The organism is Moritella sp. 24 (assembly GCF_018219155.1).
GTDB lineage: Bacteria > Pseudomonadota > Gammaproteobacteria > Enterobacterales > Moritellaceae > Moritella.
Genome location: NZ_CP056123.1, coordinates 1,306,707 through 1,326,284, shown reverse-complemented (window position 1 = coordinate 1,326,284; position 19,578 = coordinate 1,306,707). Strand labels below are relative to the sequence as shown.

At 39.5% G+C, this 19,578-nt stretch carries 18 protein-coding genes; 9 read left to right on the top strand and 9 right to left on the bottom strand.

Features of this window, described 5'->3' with window-relative positions; all coding sequences use genetic code 11:
* Window positions 1-128 precede the first annotated feature (128 nt).
* Entirely contained in the window at window positions 129-869 is a 741-nt protein-coding gene (cysZ, locus tag HWV00_RS06040; RefSeq protein WP_211685227.1) for a sulfate transporter CysZ, read from the top strand.
* Window positions 870-982: 113 nt separating this feature from the next.
* On the opposite strand, the gene HWV00_RS06035 is transcribed toward cysZ, so the two are convergent.
* Window positions 983-2,104, bottom strand: a complete 1,122-nt coding sequence (locus HWV00_RS06035; RefSeq protein WP_211685226.1) for a beta-ketoacyl-ACP synthase III — start codon at window positions 2,102-2,104, stop codon at window positions 983-985.
* 461 nt (window positions 2,105-2,565) lie between these two features.
* Between HWV00_RS06035 and cysK the strand changes: the two genes are divergently transcribed.
* The 4 genes from cysK (at window position 2,566) to crr (ending at window position 6,546) form a co-directional block, all read left to right on the top strand.
* Window positions 2,566-3,534: a cysteine synthase A gene (gene cysK, locus HWV00_RS06030; RefSeq protein WP_211685225.1), complete on the top strand. Its 969-nt coding sequence runs from the start codon at window positions 2,566-2,568 to the stop codon at window positions 3,532-3,534.
* A gap of 345 nt (window positions 3,535-3,879) precedes the next feature.
* Window positions 3,880-4,137 carry an HPr family phosphocarrier protein gene (locus HWV00_RS06025; protein ID WP_211685224.1) on the top strand — a complete coding sequence of 86 codons (258 nt, stop codon included), beginning with the start codon at window positions 3,880-3,882 and terminating at the stop codon, window positions 4,135-4,137.
* Between the two features lie 48 nt (window positions 4,138-4,185).
* Complete coding sequence (ptsI, locus tag HWV00_RS06020; protein WP_211685223.1) at window positions 4,186-5,913, top strand: phosphoenolpyruvate-protein phosphotransferase PtsI; 1,728 nt, start codon at window positions 4,186-4,188, stop codon at window positions 5,911-5,913.
* Window positions 5,914-6,033: 120 nt separating this feature from the next.
* Entirely contained in the window at window positions 6,034-6,546 is a 513-nt protein-coding gene (gene crr / locus HWV00_RS06015; protein ID WP_211685222.1) for a PTS glucose transporter subunit IIA, read from the top strand.
* Window positions 6,547-6,698: 152 nt separating this feature from the next.
* Here the strand turns inward: crr and HWV00_RS06010 are convergent, their stop codons facing one another.
* From HWV00_RS06010 to HWV00_RS05995, 4 genes are all read right to left on the bottom strand, one after another.
* Window positions 6,699-7,871 carry a GGDEF domain-containing protein gene (locus HWV00_RS06010; RefSeq protein ID WP_211685221.1) on the bottom strand — a complete coding sequence of 391 codons (1,173 nt, stop codon included), beginning with the start codon at window positions 7,869-7,871 and terminating at the stop codon, window positions 6,699-6,701.
* 150 nt (window positions 7,872-8,021) lie between these two features.
* Window positions 8,022-8,870, bottom strand: a complete 849-nt coding sequence (locus HWV00_RS06005; protein WP_211685220.1) for a magnesium transporter — start codon at window positions 8,868-8,870, stop codon at window positions 8,022-8,024.
* A 388-nt stretch (window positions 8,871-9,258) separates the two neighbouring features.
* Window positions 9,259-9,816, bottom strand: a complete 558-nt coding sequence (locus HWV00_RS06000; RefSeq protein ID WP_211685219.1) for a hypothetical protein — start codon at window positions 9,814-9,816, stop codon at window positions 9,259-9,261.
* A gap of 17 nt (window positions 9,817-9,833) precedes the next feature.
* The gene (locus HWV00_RS05995) at window positions 9,834-11,813 is read right to left on the bottom strand and encodes a methyl-accepting chemotaxis protein (RefSeq protein ID WP_211685218.1); all 1,980 of its coding nucleotides are present in this window, start codon (window positions 11,811-11,813) and stop codon (window positions 9,834-9,836) included.
* A 500-nt stretch (window positions 11,814-12,313) separates the two neighbouring features.
* Between HWV00_RS05995 and HWV00_RS05990 the strand changes: the two genes are divergently transcribed.
* Entirely contained in the window at window positions 12,314-13,765 is a 1,452-nt protein-coding gene (locus HWV00_RS05990; RefSeq protein ID WP_211685217.1) for a dihydrolipoyl dehydrogenase, read from the top strand.
* 42 nt (window positions 13,766-13,807) lie between these two features.
* Here the strand turns inward: HWV00_RS05990 and HWV00_RS05985 are convergent, their stop codons facing one another.
* Window positions 13,808-14,017, bottom strand: a complete 210-nt coding sequence (locus HWV00_RS05985) for a hypothetical protein (protein WP_211685216.1) — start codon at window positions 14,015-14,017, stop codon at window positions 13,808-13,810.
* Between the two features lie 433 nt (window positions 14,018-14,450).
* Window positions 14,451-15,329 (bottom strand): LysR family transcriptional regulator ArgP, encoded by an 879-nt coding sequence (locus tag HWV00_RS05980; protein WP_211685215.1) that lies wholly within the window; start codon window positions 15,327-15,329, stop codon window positions 14,451-14,453.
* A gap of 207 nt (window positions 15,330-15,536) precedes the next feature.
* Between HWV00_RS05980 and lysE the strand changes: the two genes are divergently transcribed.
* Window positions 15,537-16,148 carry an L-lysine exporter gene (gene lysE, locus HWV00_RS05975; protein ID WP_211685214.1) on the top strand — a complete coding sequence of 204 codons (612 nt, stop codon included), beginning with the start codon at window positions 15,537-15,539 and terminating at the stop codon, window positions 16,146-16,148.
* Between the two features lies 1 nt (window position 16,149).
* Here lysE and HWV00_RS05970 read toward each other — a convergent pair whose 3' ends face one another.
* The gene (locus tag HWV00_RS05970; RefSeq protein WP_211685213.1) at window positions 16,150-17,055 is read right to left on the bottom strand and encodes a LysR family transcriptional regulator; all 906 of its coding nucleotides are present in this window, start codon (window positions 17,053-17,055) and stop codon (window positions 16,150-16,152) included.
* A gap of 143 nt (window positions 17,056-17,198) precedes the next feature.
* Here HWV00_RS05970 and HWV00_RS05965 point away from each other — a divergent pair, with 143 nt between their 5' ends.
* Both HWV00_RS05965 and rsuA read left to right on the top strand, forming a co-directional pair.
* A complete protein-coding gene (locus HWV00_RS05965) occupies window positions 17,199-17,798 on the top strand; it encodes an FMN-dependent NADH-azoreductase (RefSeq protein ID WP_211685212.1) in 600 nt (199 codons plus the stop codon).
* 126 nt (window positions 17,799-17,924) lie between these two features.
* Window positions 17,925-18,614: a 16S rRNA pseudouridine(516) synthase RsuA gene (rsuA, locus tag HWV00_RS05960; RefSeq protein WP_211685211.1), complete on the top strand. Its 690-nt coding sequence runs from the start codon at window positions 17,925-17,927 to the stop codon at window positions 18,612-18,614.
* Window positions 18,615-18,688: 74 nt separating this feature from the next.
* On the opposite strand, the gene HWV00_RS05955 is transcribed toward rsuA, so the two are convergent.
* Complete coding sequence (locus HWV00_RS05955) at window positions 18,689-19,393, bottom strand: metalloregulator ArsR/SmtB family transcription factor (protein WP_211685210.1); 705 nt, start codon at window positions 19,391-19,393, stop codon at window positions 18,689-18,691.
* Between the last annotated feature and the right edge of the window lie 185 nt (window positions 19,394-19,578).

Sequence of the window (19,578 nt, the reverse complement as noted above, 5' to 3'; positions counted from 1 at the left end):
AAGATTCGTCTGAGTAGAATAGAAAAGCTGTTGCTTTTTACTGCACTTTTTACGGTAATCATAGTCGTACCACAGTAACCACATGATAGAATACTCCACATAAACCACTTACATAGGCACCATCAAATATGCTTTCAGTAAAACCATCGTTATCGGGGTTTCAATATTTCTTACAAGGTTTTGACTTAATCCGTCAGCCTAAGCTAAGACCTTTTGTATTGATCCCATTATTAGTTAATCTTATTTTATTCTCGGTCAGCTTTTACTTTTTGTTTCAACAAATCGATATTTGGTTAGCACAACTAGAAGCAAGTTTAGACTGGTTTAGCTGGTTAGTTTATATTATTAAGCCCCTCGCCTTTATTCTGATACTGCTACTATTTGGATTCTTTTTTGGCACCATTGCGAACATTATTGCCGCGCCGTTTAATGGCTTATTAGCAGAACAAACTGAATTACTGCTAAGTAATAAACCCTTGCCTGAAAGCAGTATTAAAGATGTGTTATTAGATATCCCGCGCGTGATGACGCGAGAACTGAAAAAGATAAAATACTACATCCCCCGTGCCATTGGCCTACTGCTGCTATTTTTCGTGCCTGTTGTTGGTCAAACTGTCGCACCGATTATCTGGTTTATCTTTACTGCATGGATGCTAGCGATTCAATATGCCGATTACACGTTTGATAATAATAAAGTCGGCTTTGACGAAATGCGCAGTGAACTGTCTTCAAACCGCATGCAATCATTAAGCTTTGGCTCAATGGTAGCCTTATGCCAATCAATTCCAATTGTGAACTTCATGATTATGCCTGTTGCCGTATGTGGCGCAACAGCGATGTGGGTTGATAATAGCGATAACCAAGTTTGAAATAAGCACAAGTAAAAAGTTATCGTAAAAAAAGACCCCGTTAATGTATTAACGGGGTCTTTTCATTTTATATAGAGGGTAATCATTTACACATGATCAGCCATGTATAACGATTAGCAACGCTTAAGCACTAGTGAGCCAACGGAATAACCAGCACCAAACGAGCAAATTAATGCTAAATCACCACTTTCAATATCATCTTGATGTAAATGGAACGCAATAATCGAACCTGCTGATGCTGTATTAGCATATTCATCCAGAATAATTGGCGCTTCGGCTGCTGATGGATCACGACCCAACAACTTCTTCGCTAAATAATTATTCATATTGATATTCGCTTGATGTAACCACAAGCGTTTAAAGTTACTTGCTTGTAGATCTAAACCACTGAGTTGTTCAGTGATCAAGTTATACACCGTTGGTAATACTTCTTTAAATACCTTACGGCCATTTTGCATAAAGAAGCTAGAGTCAGCGTTAATATCTGCCCCTTCACTACGGCTTAAGTAACCTAAGTTATTACGAATGTTATTTGAATATTGCGTAAACAATTTACTATCAATAATTTCATAACAGCTATCGCTCGTTGCAGTGGCTTTATCTTCAATCACAACCGCCGTACACACATCACCAAAAATAAAGTGGCTGTCACGATCTTTAAAGTTTAAATGCGCAGAACAAATTTCAGGGTTAACCACTAACGCTGCTTTACTACGCCCTGACTTAACCGCGTCCATGGCACTCGCAATAGCAAATGTAGCCGATGAACACGCCACACTCATATCATAAGCAAAACCGTTAGCGCCAAGGAAATGTTGCAATTCAACAGCCATTGCCGGATATGCACGTTGGAAACCAGACGCGGCAAAAATAATTAAATCGATATCTTGTGCTTCTTTATTGGCTGCTGCTAATGCTTGTTTTGCGGCAACTAACGCCATTTGTACCGTAATACTTGGTTCATCATCTTCAATAGGTTGAAATACCGGACGCATAATCGCAGGATCTAAAATGCCCGCTTTACTCATCACAAAACGACTTTTAATGCCTGATGCTTTTTCAATAAATTCACTGCTTGAATGTGCTTTAGCAGTCACTTCTCCCGCTTCAATTGCGGCAGCATTCTCGGAATTAAAATTATCGACGTAACAATTAAAACTAGTTACCAGCTCATCGTTACTGATCGAATCAGGAGGGGTAAATAAACCGCTACCACTAATTACTACATTATTCATGACATTGTCCTTTAGCGGCTAGTTTACATCGTCCTTTAAGAACGTATATGCATAGCCACTATCAGCTAAATTGGGATACAGTGACCACTAAACTAAAGCAAACTGTTAACTAGATCTAGTTACACATCCGACAAAAATGAAAAAAATAACCCTCTGTTATCAAATAAGATGCGCCAAAAAACGGGGCAAACGCTAAATTATGTTATTAAGAAGGAACTAATCTATCGCATTTGGTCTATATATAGAGTTGACTCAACGCCATACACGAATCAAATTAATAATTTATACAAATAAAATTAATTTGTAGCAAAAACAAAATTTAAGCACTATGCATAACTAATCGTTATAAGTTCTTATCATTTTAGAACCTAACGATATAACAAAACATCATTTTCAATTTTGAAATTGATCAGTATGCTTAAGCTATAAGTGACGAGTATTCATCTATATAGGGAAATCCCATGAGCCAAATTTTACAAGACAACACGCTTTCTATTGGTAATACACCTTTAGTTCGTTTAAACCGAGTAACGACAGGTAACGTATTTGCAAAAGTAGAAAGCCGTAACCCTAGTGCAAGTGTTAAGTGCCGTATCGGTGCTAACATGATCTGGCAGGCAGAAGAAGACGGTATCTTAAAAGAAGGTATTGATATCGTAGAGCCAACAAGTGGTAATACAGGTATTGCATTAGCATTTGTTGCTGCGGCTCGTGGTTATAAACTAACCCTAACAATGCCAAACACAATGAGTCTTGAGCGTCGTAAACTACTTAAAGCATTAGGTGCAAACCTCGTATTAACAGATGGCGCTAAAGGCATGAAAGGCGCAATCGATAAAGCGACTGAAATCCGTGATGCGAATCCTGAAACAACGATTTTATTACAGCAATTTGAAAACCCAGCAAATCCAGCGATTCACGAAAAAACAACCGGTCCAGAAATCTGGGATGCAACCGACGGTCAAGTAGACGTTTTAGTATCAGGTGTCGGTACTGGTGGTACGATTACAGGTACAAGCCGCTACATTAAGTTAAATAAAGGCAAAGAACTTTTATCTGTTGCAGTTGAACCAACTAACTCTCCTGTTATTAGCCAAGCGAAAGCTGGTGAAGCGCTTACACCTGGTCCACATAAGATCCAAGGTATTGGTGCTGGCTTTATCCCTGGTAACCTTGATTTAGAAATGGTCGACCGTGTAGAACTTGTATCAAACGAAGATTCTATCGAGATGGCACAGCGTCTAATGAAAGAAGAAGGTATCTTAGCGGGTATTTCATCTGGTGCTGCTGTTGTTGCTGCTGCACGTTTAGCTGCATTACCAGAATTCGCAGATAAAAACATAGTTGTTATTCTACCTTCATCGGGTGAGCGCTATTTAAGTACTGCATTATTCGATGGTGTATTTACTGAGCAAGAACTACAACAATAGTTACAAGCGTATTGTTCTAGTTACAATCACGATTTTGTAGTTACATACAATTAACAAGATTAACAAAAGCCGCACTAGCGGCTTTTTTTTATACACCCGAGTTTTTTTTCTGCTATTGATAGCGGTCACACTTTGCTATTTTTGTTGTAATTAAACTACAACTTGGAGTGAAATTAGGGGTAATATACTTACATCGCATTGTTTTGTCGTAAAACTTACGAAAACATGATCTATACCCATTTTTTTTATGAAAAATAGTTATTTTACTCTGTAAAATTAGATTACAATTAGACTTATGGTTATAGTGAAACACTCTTTTTAGAATCGTTATTTAAGGAATAAGTTATGTATCAAAAATCAGTTGAAATTATCGCACCAAACGGTCTTCACACTCGTCCAGCTGCACTTTTCGTAAAGAAAGCAAAAGAATTCGAATCAAAAATTTCTGTTGAAGCTGGCGGTAAATCTGCAAGCGCTACAAGCTTATTTAAACTACAAACGTTAGGCCTTTCTAAAGGTGTAACTATGACTATTTCTGCAGAAGGTACTGATGAGCAAGCGGCTGTTGACGCTCTAGTTGCTCTTATGGATATTTTAGAATAGACCCCATCCGTTATTAACGTATTTTTTGTATTGAAGTAAGGAAAGGTTATGATATCAGGCATTCTCGCCTCACCAGGTATTGCTTTTGGTAAAGCACAATTATTCATTAACGAAGAAATTGTACTTAATAAACAAACTATTGAAACTGCACAGATCGATGAACAAATAGCTATTTTTGTAGCTGCTAGGGATAAGTCTGCGACACAGCTTGAAGCTATCACGGAAATGGCACGCCAAACATTTGGCGACGAGAAAGCTGAAATCTTTGAAGGGCATATGATGCTACTTGAAGATGAAGAGCTAGAAGAAGATATCGTAACCTTTATTAAGAAAAATAAAGCATCGGCAGATCTTGCTATTCACAGCATCATTGAAGAAAACGCTGAAATGATGGCTGCTTTAGACGACCCGTACTTAAGAGAACGTGCAGCTGATTTCCGTGACATCGGTAATCGTATCGTAAAAAATGCACTAGGTATGGAAATCGTATCATTAAGCGCAATCGAAGAAGAAGTAATTCTAATCGCAAGCGACTTAACACCATCAGAAACAGCACAGATTAACCTAGATAAAATCTTAGGTTTCGTGACTGACTTAGGTGGCCGTACTGCACATACATCAATCATGGCTCGTTCATTAGAACTACCAGCGGTTGTAGGCACAGGTAACGTAACTGAAATCATCAAATCTGGTGACTTCGTTATCCTTGATGCAATTAACAACAGTGTTATTGTTAATCCATCAGAAGACGTAATCAAAGAATATAAAGCGACTCAAGCACAGTATCTTGCTGACAAAGCTGAGCTGCTTAAAATGAAAGACTTACCTGCAATTACTCTAGATGGGCACCATGTTGAAGTATGTGGTAACGTCGGTACAGTAAAAGATTGTGCTGGTGTAATTCGTAATGGCGGCGAAGGCGTTGGTCTTTACCGTACAGAATTCCTATTCATGGATCGCGATAGCTTACCAACTGAAGATGAACAGTTTGAAGCATACAAAGCGGTTGCAGAAAGCATGAATGGTCAGTCAGTGATCATTCGTACAATGGATATTGGTGGTGATAAAGACCTTCCGTATCTAAACTTACCAAAAGAAATGAACCCATTCTTGGGTTGGCGCGCGATTCGTATCTGTTTCGACCGTCCAGAAATCATGAACGCACAGCTACGCGCTATTTTACGTGCCTCTGCATTTGGTAAAATCCGCATTATGTTCCCGATGATTATTTCTGTAGAAGAAGTTCGTCGACTTAAGGACATTCTTACGACACTGAAAGCTGAATTAACCGCTGAAGGTCACGCTTTCGATGACGCAATCGAAACAGGTGTAATGGTAGAAACACCAGCAGCTGCAGCTATTGCGCATCACCTTATTAAAGAAGTAGATTTCTTTAGTATTGGTACTAACGATTTAACGCAGTACACACTTGCGGTAGACCGTGGTAACGAAATGATTTCAGACCTATATAACCCACTTACTCCAGCGGTACTAACGCTGATTAAACAGGTTATTGATGCTTCACATGCTGCAGGCAAGTGGACTGGTATGTGTGGTGAACTTGCGGGTGATGAAACTGCAACACTACTATTACTTGGTATGGGCTTAGACGAGTTCTCTATGAGCGGTATCTCTATCCCTAAAGTGAAGAAAACAATTCGTAATGCTAATTTTGCTGACGTTAAAGAGTTAGCAGACCAAGCATTAAGCTGTGCAACTGCAGGTGAAATCCAAGAGTTAGTCGCTCAATTCACTAAACAGCACGTTGCTTGCTAATTATTTCAGTTGTCATAGCATCAAATCTTGAAAGATAATGTTATGATAACAACGTAAAGTCATTGGTTATGCACACGTTCATGACCGATGGCTATGTCTACCAAATTCTAGGAGTTAAAAATGGGATTATTCGATAAATTAAAAAAACTGGTTTCAGACGACAGTAAAGACAGCAATACGTTAAACATTGTTTCTCCACTTGCCGGTGAAATCGTTGCTATCGAAGATGTGCCAGATGTTATCTTTGCTGAGAAAATTGTTGGTGACGGTATCGCTATCAACCCAACTGGTAACAAACTAGTTGCGCCAGTAACAGGTGAGATCGTAAAAATTTACGAAACTAACCACGCATTCGCAATCCGTTCAGACGAAGGCCTAGAAGTTCTTGTTCACTTCGGTCTAGACACAGTTGAACTACGCGGTGAAGGCTTCACACGTATCGCTGAAGAAGGTCAACATATCAATGCTGGTGAAACTATCATTGAATTCGATCTAGCGCTACTAACTGAAAAAGCTAAATCAGTAATTACACCTTGCATCATCTCAAACATGGATGAAATCAAAAGCATGGAAAAAATCTCTGGTTCAGTTGTACTAGGCGAAACTATTGTTCTTAAAGTAATTAAAGACTAGTTCTTAACATTATTTAAGACCAGTACTTAGCGTTATCAAAGATTCGTTCTTAACGATAACGTAAGTATGCAAAAAAGAGCTATTTAATAGCTCTTTTTTTTCGACTGCATTTTCCTATCAAAACGCTCTATCCCATATTCAACCATCATCCCTTACGAAACAAATAGCTGCATCACAGTGCAATTTCGGCCATCCCTCTTAGCTTGATATAACGCTTTATCCGCTTCTTCTTCCAATGCAAAGATATTATTGCTTTGACCAATACCGACACCAATACTAGCAGTCACATTAATCAATACGTTTTGTTTTTCAATCGTGTGTTTCATGATTGTAAGACGAACAGACTCTGCGATGCTTTCTACTATTTTGGCTGATATTAAAGGTGAATAGATACTAAATTCCTCACCACCTGTACGCGCATATATACAAGAGCTATCACACTCTTTCGCAATAATCATCGCGATATCTTTAATCACTAAGTCGCCAGCTGCGTGGCCATACTCATCATTAACGGCTTTAAAGTGATCGATATCAAGAATCATCACCGCTGCTTCTTTATGTGGCGCTAAGGCCGCAATAGCATGCTGATAACCGCGGCGGTTATAAATATTGGCAAGTGGATCAATAAAAGACATATGCTGCAATGAAAATGCATTACGCTGAGTGCAAAACATCAAATAACAAAATGTCAGAAAGCACTGTCCCATTAACAAATTAATACAAGCGATTGCCGTAGAGAGTTCGATGCTATTAACAATACTCGGCGCCCGTAGTAACAAGATGATACGACTGATGTTTAACACTAGGGCTAATACGCACGTCAATATACAAATAAGACGTGTAACACCGTATTGCTTTGCTTGGTAACTAAACAAGTAATAGCAGTTAAAAAATAAGCTTATTGTTACTGATAAAGAGAGTACGATGATGCTGAATAACATCGGAGTGTCAGCTAGTAACCCGTAGGCATACAAGGGGGCAACAATCAAAAACTGGCTCGCATAAAGCCAAAATAAAGATTGTTTAATCTGTAGAAAGCGATGGAAACCATGAGGGATTTGACACACACCAAAACATAATAATATATTTGGGAGCATCACATTCAGCCATTCATTACTGATATAACCATCGAGTTTCAAGAACCACAGTTTTTCAGCAATAATAAACGCAAAAGCTAATATGATAAAGCTAGAAATGAGCCAATTATTCACGCCATCATAACGGCGATTACCAATCCAAATACACACCATAATTATCGCTAGAAATGATAATCCAATTGCGGTAAAAATAGCGATAGAAAACAGGTCTAATAAAGCTAACGGCATCGTGAAAATTGAACTCTTAAGTTTATGATATTTTACTATATAATTAGCGAGCAAATTTACCGTACAACTACATATTAAGCAAGTCGATTACAGTCGCTAACCGGCCACAGTACGATGATGGCCGATTATGCGGTATTAATTATGTACGCACTAGGTAAATCCAAGAATACTGTTCACCGTTTTGAAGTAAATAATCATCCCGGTAATATCAACTAATGACGCCAGCACAGGGCTTACGAGTACCGCAGGATCTAATTTACAAATTCGCGCAACAAGTGGCAGTAAACCACCGACGGTTGTCGATAATACGACTTGCAATAAAATAGAAATACCAATCGCTAATGCAATATCTTCAAGCAATATCCCCTCTGGTAATGCACTGCTATCACTAAAGAACATCACACGGCCAATGATGACAACAGCTAGAATACTCGCGACAACCAAAGATATACGGAACTCTTTCCACAGTACAGCAAACCAATCACGACCACGTATCTCCTCCATCGCTAACGCTCTCACTACTAATGTAGCCGCTTGTGATCCGGTATTACCACCAGCAGCCGCAATCACAGGCATATATATGGCTAACAATACCAATTGCGATAACGTATCTTCATAGTGAGAGATAATAAGTCCTGAAACAATACCGAGTAATGCCAAACCTACAATCCAGCCCACGCGTTCACGTACATGGTTCAATACACCATTTTTCAAATAATGCCCTGCGGGCTCGACTTCCGAACATAATAGCCCTAAGCCACTCGCGAGATGCCGCACCCTGACTTCTTCACCCATCTCATCAAGTAAATCTAATAACGACTGCACATGACGTAATGGAAAATCATGTAATAGCATGATCGCGTCAGGTATTGATATCTGAATTAATTGTTGCGCTTGGGACTCAATATCTTGTACTAAGAATATATTTTTTAACGCTAATGCTTCTGCCAGGTCTGTATTTTCACTGACAATATCTGCTCTATAGTTCATTACTGACATAGTTAATCTCCCGATTAGCTGAGTAACGACCACCTTAAGTAGTAAATAATAATTTGAGATTTAGGAAGGAAATAACGTATAACGCTCCCGCGATTAGGATAGATATACTCAGCCAGAGACGGCTTAAAACAATAACGATTCGATACCATCAATTACGGGTTATTTCCCACCTTTATACTAGGGGGATGGTCGCTATCGTTCATTTAAAACTCCAAGGAATATACCGCTATTTACGGCGGGGTAATACTACGAAATTAATGCTCGAAGACAAAGTAACTTTAAGCTACTTTACATTTACAGCCGGTAATAAGTGATAGGCAAATAGAGGACAATAAAAAAGGAAGCCATCATGCTTCCTTTTCTATTTTAAACTCAGCTAAGCAAGTTATTACTTAACGATTTTAGATACTTTGTCTTGCTCAAATTCGTAAACAATCGTACCAAATCTGTTTTGCCAAAATCTCCAACTATCCTGTTTCAAACTTGCCGTTCTATGAGCAGGTGGGAAACCTCGACTAGTGATAACAGCATGTTTAGTCATGCCAAGAACAACATCACCTTTCTCAATAGCCGCTTTCTCTACTTCACTAAACGCCGTTAAATTCACAGGCTTCAATGCAAAAGTACGCGACAATAATGCAGGAGTATCAATCTTAGTAAATTTATCGATATTTTTCAGTTTAATCACACGTTCGTCATAACTAAAGGTAATAGTCGATGCATCAACACTCATAATCGTCACAGCAGAGTTAACCGGAATATGCTCACCACGTTTATAGTTTGTGGCAATTACATTACCTTTTTCTGTCCACATACCCACTTGCGTGTAAAGCGTACTGTTGTTGTCGATCATAGTTTGCTGCTCTGCAGGTAATTGTACAGTTGCACAACCACTCACTATCACGGCAATCATTGCTAAGCCAACTAATTTAAGTTTATTCATCATTATTACATTTCTCCTGATTATATTTTAAATACTTTAGCGACATCTTGCAGCGATGTTGCCAATTGCGCCTGCTCTTTTGCTGTCATTGCAATTTGAGTTGCCCCCGTTGCAGACTCCATCGACTTTTGTTTTATCGTGACAACGTTCTGAGCTACATCTTGAGTTACGACCGATTGCTCTTCAATTGCAGTCGCAACTTGTTCGGTCATTGAGAATATCTCGTTAACCGCCCCTGTAATATCTTGTAATGTTTGTGCAACCTGTTGCGAGTTATTCACCGCTTCTGATGCTTTTGTTTGACTGACTTCAATAACATTAAACGCTGCATTCGCATCTGCTTGTAATGCACTAATGAAGCTCTCAATTTCTGCAGTCGATTCTTGCGTTCGTTTTGCTAATGTACGAACTTCGTCGGCAACAACAGCAAAACCACGACCTTGCTCACCAGCGCGAGCCGCTTCAATTGCAGCATTTAATGCCAATAAATTGGTTTGGTCTGCAACCGATTTAATCACATCGACCATGTTAGTAATATTATTGCTACTCGCGTGTAAATTATTAATACGTTGTGCTAAACCATCAATTTCACGGGCTAAATCTTCAATAGATAATGATGACTGTTGCACTATTTCAAAACCATTTACCGCCTGTGCATCCACACTTTTTGCTGAATCTGCGGTTAATTGGGTATTCAGCGCGACTTCTTTCACGGTTGCCGATAGCTCTTCAATCGCAGTGGCAATAAGACTGATACCGTCCTGTTGCTCAGACAATGATTGAGAACTGTAATCACACGTTTGTGCAGTTTCTTCTGCTGCCGATGCTAGCGTAATACTTGACGTAGAAATATTGTCCATCGCACCTGCAAACTGTGACAAAGTCAGATTTAGCGCAGTGGCGATTTGTCCAAGTTCGCTGTCACCTGCCAAGTTGGTTTGTACCGTCAGATCATTGTTGTCACGTACTTCGGTCATCACATCCATAAGCTCTTTCACTCGTGACATTAAATCGCGAACAGTCACAAAGCTAATCACACCAGCAATAACAATAATCAATACGCTAAACACAACATTCATTATCAGCGTGTTCATCGCGCTATCACGGTTTGCTTTAGCAAGCGTTAATAATGATGCTTCAAGAGTGTCTTGGATCTTTTTTAACTGACTAATGCGTTGTGTCGCTTGGCCAAACCAATATTCCGCATCAATATCAAAATCGCTCGACTGCGTTTCAGCGGCATGTCTTAATTTCATTACTTCTCTAACAGCAGCTGTATTTAACTGTTGAGTGAAAAAGTTGCGATTAGCTTCACTCGCAAAAGACGTAAAGTTGTCAAAGTAAGTATCTTGTTCAACCACCAGCCCGATAAATTTAACAAATTGCCCCGCTGCAAACTGGTCTTTTGAAAATGCATTACTTAATACCGCACGCTCAATCCCCGCACGTTCCTTACCTTGTAAGAAATTATAATATGCGATCGTTTCATTTGTTATTTTTGCATCTGTACTAATATCAGTAATGACTTCAGATACACTTAATAGTTTGGCATTCAATTGAGTATAGTATTTTAGTGCCGCCGCTAACTGAATATTTTGTGCATTCACTTTATTACGAATACCCGTCAGCATATTTAGGCTTTGTTCAATACTGGCTTCTAATTGTTTAATATTATTATCGCTAAACGAGGCCTGCTGCCAAAACTGCATCATCTTCGCTTTTTTAGCATCTGTGTCTGCACGTTGCTGACGTAATTTACTTGCAAACTTTTCGCCATTCGAACCAATAAATCCAGCCGTCATACCTCGTTCTTTTTGTAATTCATGCACTAATTCACTGTACTGAACAGACAGTTCCGTTAACTCCGTCAAAGTAGACATCTCATTACTGGTTTTAATACTTTGAGTAAGAGAGGCGACACTCAACCATAAAAACCCCAACATGGGTAAAGCTAACAACATAAAAATTTTATGTTTAAACGAAACATCTGAAAAATTCATAACTATTCCTGCATACGAAAATAAAAATCAAAACATGCCGAATAGAGTAAATACGACAATCATCACAATAAATCATACCCATATGTACAATATATTGTATATATGTTTATTCTACACAGCGAGAAACATCACACTAACTTACTCTAGCGCAATGAAAAACCAGTGAACAGACTGAATAATACGCAATAAAATGGAGTATTTAAAATGGAGTAGCATAAATTTTTATAAAAATAATTAACATCCGCTAAATATTTCTTATATTATCAATAAAAACAGTTATATATGATTTTTCACACTTACCTTTAATGAAGTAGATAAAAACACCAATTAATAGCAACTACCTATCAAACTAAAAATAACAATCAATTATACCTATCACTGTAATATTTGCATAATAACTACATCAAGACGAGGCAGATGCTTCGCCTCTCCAAATTTGAATATTAATGAATGCGACAAACGACATACGTTTTCGCCATAACGCTTTCTAAGGTTTAATTATGAATATGATAAATGTAGATGTAGCAGTAATTGGTGGTGGTACAGCAGGCTTAGGCGCATACCGTGCAGCAAAAGCACATACCGACAGTGTAGTCATTATTGAAGGCGGCCCTTATGGGACAACGTGTGCTCGTGTCGGCTGTATGCCATCTAAGTTACTTATTGCAGCAGCAGAAAGTGTCCACCAAATTGAAAAAGCACCCGGCTTTGGTATTCATCCACAAGGTGAAACATTGATAAACGGTGTTGAAGTCATGGCGCGTATTAAACGTGAACGCGATCGCTTCGTGGGTTTTGTTGTCGAAGGTGTCGATGAGATTCCAGCACAAGATAAAATTTCTGGTTACGCGACATTCTTAAATAATACGACATTGTTAGTTGATGACCATACACAAATTAATGCTAAACGTATCGTTATTGCAACGGGTTCACGCCCTGCTTACCCTGCGGTATGGAACGAGTTAGGTGATCGTCTCGTGATCAACGATGATGTATTTGAATGGGATGATTTACCAAAATCAATCGCAGTGTTTGGTCCCGGTGTGATCGGTCTTGAACTAGGACAATCATTAAAACGCTTAGGTGTTGAAGTCATCATGTTTGGGTTGGGTGGCCAAGTTGGTCCATTAACAGACCCTACAGTGATGGCGTATGCGAACAAATCATTCAACGAAGAGTTCTATCTAAACGCAGACGTCCAAGTTGAAAGCATGAAACGTCAGGGCGACCATGTTGAAATAAAATATGTAGATGATAACCAAGCATTACAAACCATCAATGTTGAGTATGTGCTCGCAGCCACTGGCCGTCGTCCGAATGTCGATAAAATTGGGTTACAAAATACCACACTAGAATTAGATGAACGTGGTGTACCAACAGCAGATTATTACACATTACAAACATCGGTCGAGAATATCTTTATTTCCGGTGATGCAAGTAATCAGATCCCGTTATTACACGAAGCTGCCGATCAAGCTCGTATTGCAGGTGACAATGCCGGACGTTTCCCACAAATTAGAGCAGGTCTACGCCGCAGCGTTATCTCAGCTGTCTTTACAGACCCACAAATTGCGATGGTTGGTGAAACGTACAAACAGATCATTGAACGTTTAGGTAACTGTGGTTGCTTTGAAACAGGATCTGTATCGTTTGAGAACCAAGGTCGCTCACGTGTGATGTTGCGTAATAAGGGGCTATTACATGTTTATGCTGAACACGGGACAGGCCGATTCTTAGGCGCTGAAATGATTGGTCCCGATGCAGAACATCTTGCGCATTTATTAGCGTGGGCACATCAGCAAAAAATGACTGTATCAGAAATGTTAGACATGCCATTTTACCACCCTGTTATTGAAGAAGGTGTGAGGACAGCACTACGAGACCTAAATGCGAAACTACACTTAGGTCCTGATATGATTAAACATTGTATGGATTGTGGCCCAGGCTGCTAATTACCCCTTATTTTGGCTAAGGTGTAAAACCGTTAATTCACTTTAGGCTTGGCGGGCTAGATTGGCCACCAAACTGTCGCGATAACGCATCGTAGCTTTTAATGTATTATGCAACGCGGCAGTATTTGACTGGCTATGTAGTTCGACATAGTCCGTCATGCGCTTAATTTGTTCACTTAACTCTGCAATCGTTAGTTTTACATTTTCATGCTCAGTACTGCTGACTGCACTTTTTATCGTCGAATTATCCATAATATCCCTCTTCGTCCTTGCCGATTAAGTTCTAAATCTCACCTAATCCTAGATTATCTTATTAAAAATCCAAGATGAAATAGCAAAAAATTATAATTTATATCAATATACTTTAATGACCTTCGGTTCAAAAAAGAGGTGAAATGTTCAATATGGATTATAATACCGACAATACCAATTATAATTACTGACAACACTAATAAAAATACCAGCTAATATATTTACTGCTGTAGAGGGCATTTTATGGTTAGATCATTCACTATCGCTATTTTTCCTCTTTTAATTTTATCAGGCTTCATCGTACTTTACTGTTATAGCACCAACCAAACTATATACGACCTTATTATCACGTTAGTGAATATCGCTAAGCATTTGATTCAATTCGTCATCGAACTAGTAAACCGCAGTTAATCTAGTCACTGTAATCTTGCTACTATAACGCGCTCTGAGCAGCATTAATAATCTGATCAGAGACTTGCTTATATAAGCCTTTTAGCAACACCCAGCGGTGCCAATATAAAGGATTTGTGAGCTGAATATCGGTTAACTTAACCAACTTACCCGATGCTAATTCACCTTTAATTTGTAATTCAGGGATCAAACAATACGCCACCCCCGCATTCGCCATCGCAACAAATGCTTCTGACGAGCGGACGATATGACATGGATATGAACCACCCGCTAAGTCAAAATGTTGCTGAATAAACTTAATATGCATGTCGTCTTTATGATCAAACGACACAGCAGGCGCTTTACGTAACGCCTGCTGCGTAATACCTTGTGGTAAATACTGCTGAACAAACTCCGGTGTTGCGACCAAAGCATAATTAAGATCACCCAATAATGTCGATTCACACCCCGGTAAAGGCTTATCTTGTAAACTCAATGCACCAAATGCCTCGCCTGCTTTCACCTTTTCAAGGGTTCTCGCCTCATCCATGATGTGTAAATTCAGTTCAATCGGATATTGCTTTAATAACGGTGCCAGTGCCGGAATAAACCAAGTAGCTAAGCTGTCGGCATTGACTGCAATAGCCATCACGACGGCTTTATCTGTCGATGTGACACTGATACTTGGTAGTAACTCCGCTTCTAAATGCTGTACTTGTTTATAGTGTTTTAACAAACGCTGACCAATATCCGTTGCAACAATAGGCTGACTGCGGATTAATACCGGTTGTGCCACATATTCTTCTAACAACTTGATACGCTGCGATACTGCAGGTTGCGAAATACATAATACATTCGCTGCACGCTCAAAGCTTTGCTGTTCAATAACAACTTGCAATGCATGCAATAATTTATAATCCACGACCTACCCCTATCCTGTTATTCAACAATGCGACTCAACAATACCGCTCAATAATACGCTCTAATAATACGCTCTAATAATACGGTCTAATAATACGGTCTAATACTACACGCAGTATAAGTTTGATTTATAAGTCATAATAATTATTAATTATACTTATCACTTGGATTTTTGTAATCTCTAAACCCTATTTTCTAGAGGTGCATTATGCTATTAGCAACAATTCAAGGACTACTGCTTGGCGGCAGTATGATCATTCCTATCGGCGCACAAAATGCGTATATATTAAATCAAGGCATTAAACGTAATCATCACTGGTTAACAGCTACCATTTGCATTTTATGTGATGCCTTACTCATCAGCGCAGGTGTATTCGGTGCAGGAAGTTTACTGGCGCTAAACCCTGATTTACTGCAAATGATCACATGGGGCGGAATTGTTTTTCTAACCAGTTATGGTGCGATGTCATTTCGTAGTGCATGGCAATATAGATATGCCAAAACCGAGTTAGATGGTGGCCATAAATCACGAAAAATGGTGATTATAGCAACATTGGCAGTCACCTTACTTAATCCACATGTGTATTTAGATACTGTGGTTGTACTGGGCAGTGTCGGGAACCAATTTAGTGGGGATAATCGATTAGCTTTTGCCGCGGGGACAATTCTCGCTTCAATACTGTGGTTTTATGGGCTTGCCTTTAGCGCTGCGAAGTTTTCTAACTGGCTCAATCAACCAAAAATACAGCGTATTATCGACATTACTGTCGGCTGTATTATGTGGGTAATTGCCAGTAGTTTATTCCGTAATTTAGCGTAACCTAAACATCGATTACGTATTGCTTGGCTTGCTGTTTTAGCAATGTAGCGAACAACAAGCCAGCAGGGCCTAAGGTTTTCTTGTTGGCATAAATCAAATATAACGACAAATCAAGACGCACATGATCTTCGATGATGAGTTCCACCAACTCACCACTCGCTAATTCATCTTGAATGCGACTAACTGGTAACGTCGCATGCCCTAATCCCTGTTTAACTAAACTAAGCGACTCATTAAAATTATTCACCGTCCAACGCTGCTGCGAGCCCAACCAACCAACATCGACACTGCGATGTGCACTCGAATCACTCATCACAATTTGGGCATGGGGTTTTAATTCTGCAAGCGTTAATGATCTATTTAACAAGGCTAACGGGTGTTGATAATGTACAAAGCGCGATAACTGCCCATAACACAATTTCTCTCCTGTAAATCCGGTGGGAATTTGGCTGCTAATAATCAGATCTGCCGTGCCATACGTCGCGGCATCCGTCACTCCTGATAACGAACCTTGCTGAAAATCAATGCTGGTCACCGTACACTGCCGAGCAAACAACGCCAGCACATCCGTTAATAATTGCGGCGGAAATAGCTCTGACGTCATCACTTTTAACAACGGCTCCCAACCAGCACTATATTCCCCTGCCAGCTGCTCGATACTTGCCGCTTGCATTAATAACTCATCCGCTTGGGTCAACATTTTCTTACCCATTTGAGTCACAACCGAGCGACGTCCCTGCTGTTCGAACAAACGTACACCCAGATTATCTTGCAACTTCTGGATAGCATAACTAATCGAACTTTGGCTCTTGATTAAGTAATCTGCCGCGCCCTGAAAACTGCCCTGCTCGACCACGACCTTAAAGATATACCATTGCTCTAAACTCACCGTTGGCTCTTTCATCATGCTCCTTAACGCGTCATTAAATTAAAAGTAAAATAACCGTTTTAATTCATCTAAAATTTCGATGATATAGATTTAATTGGCCCGGTTAATTAATCTCTAAATTCCCGTAAGCTTAACTAAAGCATAACGAGAGGAATCTAAAAATGAAAGTATTACATATAGACAGCAGCCTACAAGGCAACAACTCAACATCATCAAAGATTGCAAAGAAATTAATCGAAAAATTAGATATAGATAATACTAAACAGCAACAAATCACTTATCGAGATCTCAATGTATCGCAAGTGCCACACTTAACCGATGCTATTTTTAATGCGTTTCATACAGCAGAAACTGAACGAACAATAGAGCAACAAGCAGCGGCGGCAGTATCAGACCAATTAATTGATGAAATGAGCAATAGTGATGTTCTTATTATCGCCGTACCTATGTATAACTTTGGCGTACCTTCTACACTAAAATCTTGGATTGATCATATCGCACGTGCAGGTAAAACATTTGCCTACACAGCTGAAGGGCCAAAACCATTACTGAAAATGCCAAAAACCTATGTGATAGCAACACGTGGCGGACTGTATGCCAACACCCCAGCAGATACCCAAGCGCCTTGGTTAGAACAAGTCCTAAAATTTGTCGGTGTACAAGAAGTCGAGTTTATCTTTGTTGAAGGCATGGCAATGAACTCGGCAGATGACGTATTTAACAACGCAGATACTCGAATTAACGAATTACTGGGTGCTTAGATAGATTTATTGTTCAGTATACTTTGCGCTTATAGCGAAAAAGGCAGATAATCAGCCCACCTATCCAAACAGCACTCAGCGCAGTTTGGATATATCCCTATAACACCAGACAAAAGTTGAACATAAATGCGTTTAGATAAGTTTATTTGCCAAAGTACTAACCTGACCCGAACTCTTGCAAAGCGTGAGATTGCACGCAGCAACGTTAAAATTGATGGCGAAGTTGTACGTAAAGCAGACCATAAAGTAACGGCAGACATGGATGTTTGGTTTAGTGGTAAATCATTAAGCCAACGCCCACCGCGTTATATCATGATGCATAAACCATTAGATGTAATTTGCTCAACAGTAGATGAAGAACATCAATCAGTAATCAGCTTAATCGAAGCAGACAAGCGTGATGAACTACACATCGCTGGTCGTCTTGATGTTGATACAACGGGTCTAGTATTGATCACAGATGACGGCCAATGGTCACACCGTGTTACGTCACCAAAACGTGAGTGCAACAAGCGCTACCGTGTACAACTTGCCGATCCAATTGCACCAACAGCAGTTGCAGACTTCGAAGCTGGTATTCAGTTACGCAGTGAAGACAAACCTTGTCTTCCAGCGAAACTTGAGATCTTAAGCGACACAGAAGTACTGTTAACTATCCAAGAAGGTAAATACCACCAAGTTAAACGCATGTTTGCAAGCCAAGGCAACCGAGTTGTTGGTCTGCACCGTGAACAAATTGGTGACATCGTATTAGATGAAAACCTAGAATTAGGTGAATGGCGTTTCCTAACTGACGAAGAAGCTGCAAGCATCTAATCGTTTAGTGACGCAATGAGAAAGCCCACATTAATCACCTTAATGCGGGCTTTTTTATTGACGTAAACACTTATCTATTCAGTCTCTAGCGCCGTCACCTTATACGCGCAACGCCTTGCCCCTTCGATAATATGTTCTTCACGCTCAACCGTTGCAATACCTGCTAACAAGGTTTGAAATAAATTCAATTCTGAACGACAAAAATTAAGACATTTCGATGCCGCCGCGCAAATTGGACAATGATTTTCCATCAACCAATACACATCGCTCTTCTCTGAATCACTCATATCAGCATCGTTCAAAGCTGTAGCATTTAAAGTTGCGTCATTTAAAACAGTCTCATTTAACACAACCGTTGCCATATAACCTTCTTCACTGCGTAATTCAGCAAGTGCTTCAAGTTTACTCCGTAAATCGGACTTCTCCGCTAGCCTTTCGCTATACAAGGTAAAAGCAGCTTGCTCTCGATGTGCGATCAGTTGATCAAGCCCTTCATCACCAAAGATGACTTTTACCGAATCAATCAATTGTACGGTGAGTTCTTCATGACGGTCAGAAAAATGACTATTACTTTTTGTAGTCAGTGACCAATAACGGGTTGGGCGTCCTCGGACTGCTTTTTTGTCCTCAAAACTAATATCGCCCTCGTCTTCTAATGCTTGTAAATGCTGACGCACCCCCATGGTCGTTAAGCCTAACTCACTCGCGAGTACTTTTGCGGTTAACGCCCCTTCAACCTTCAATAAGCTAAGGATTTTTTCACTGGTTTTTTCTTTCATTGTAGCTCCGACTTATCCAAGCCCAATTGCATTTACGATGACAATCGAGAATACACTCAGATACATTTCATCTCTGTATTATTACCGATACAAATATTAAGTAAACTTTTTTATTTACTTTATTTCGTCATCTGCCTTTACAAACTTAAGTAAAGAGTTTACTTTATTAAACAATAAATAAACAA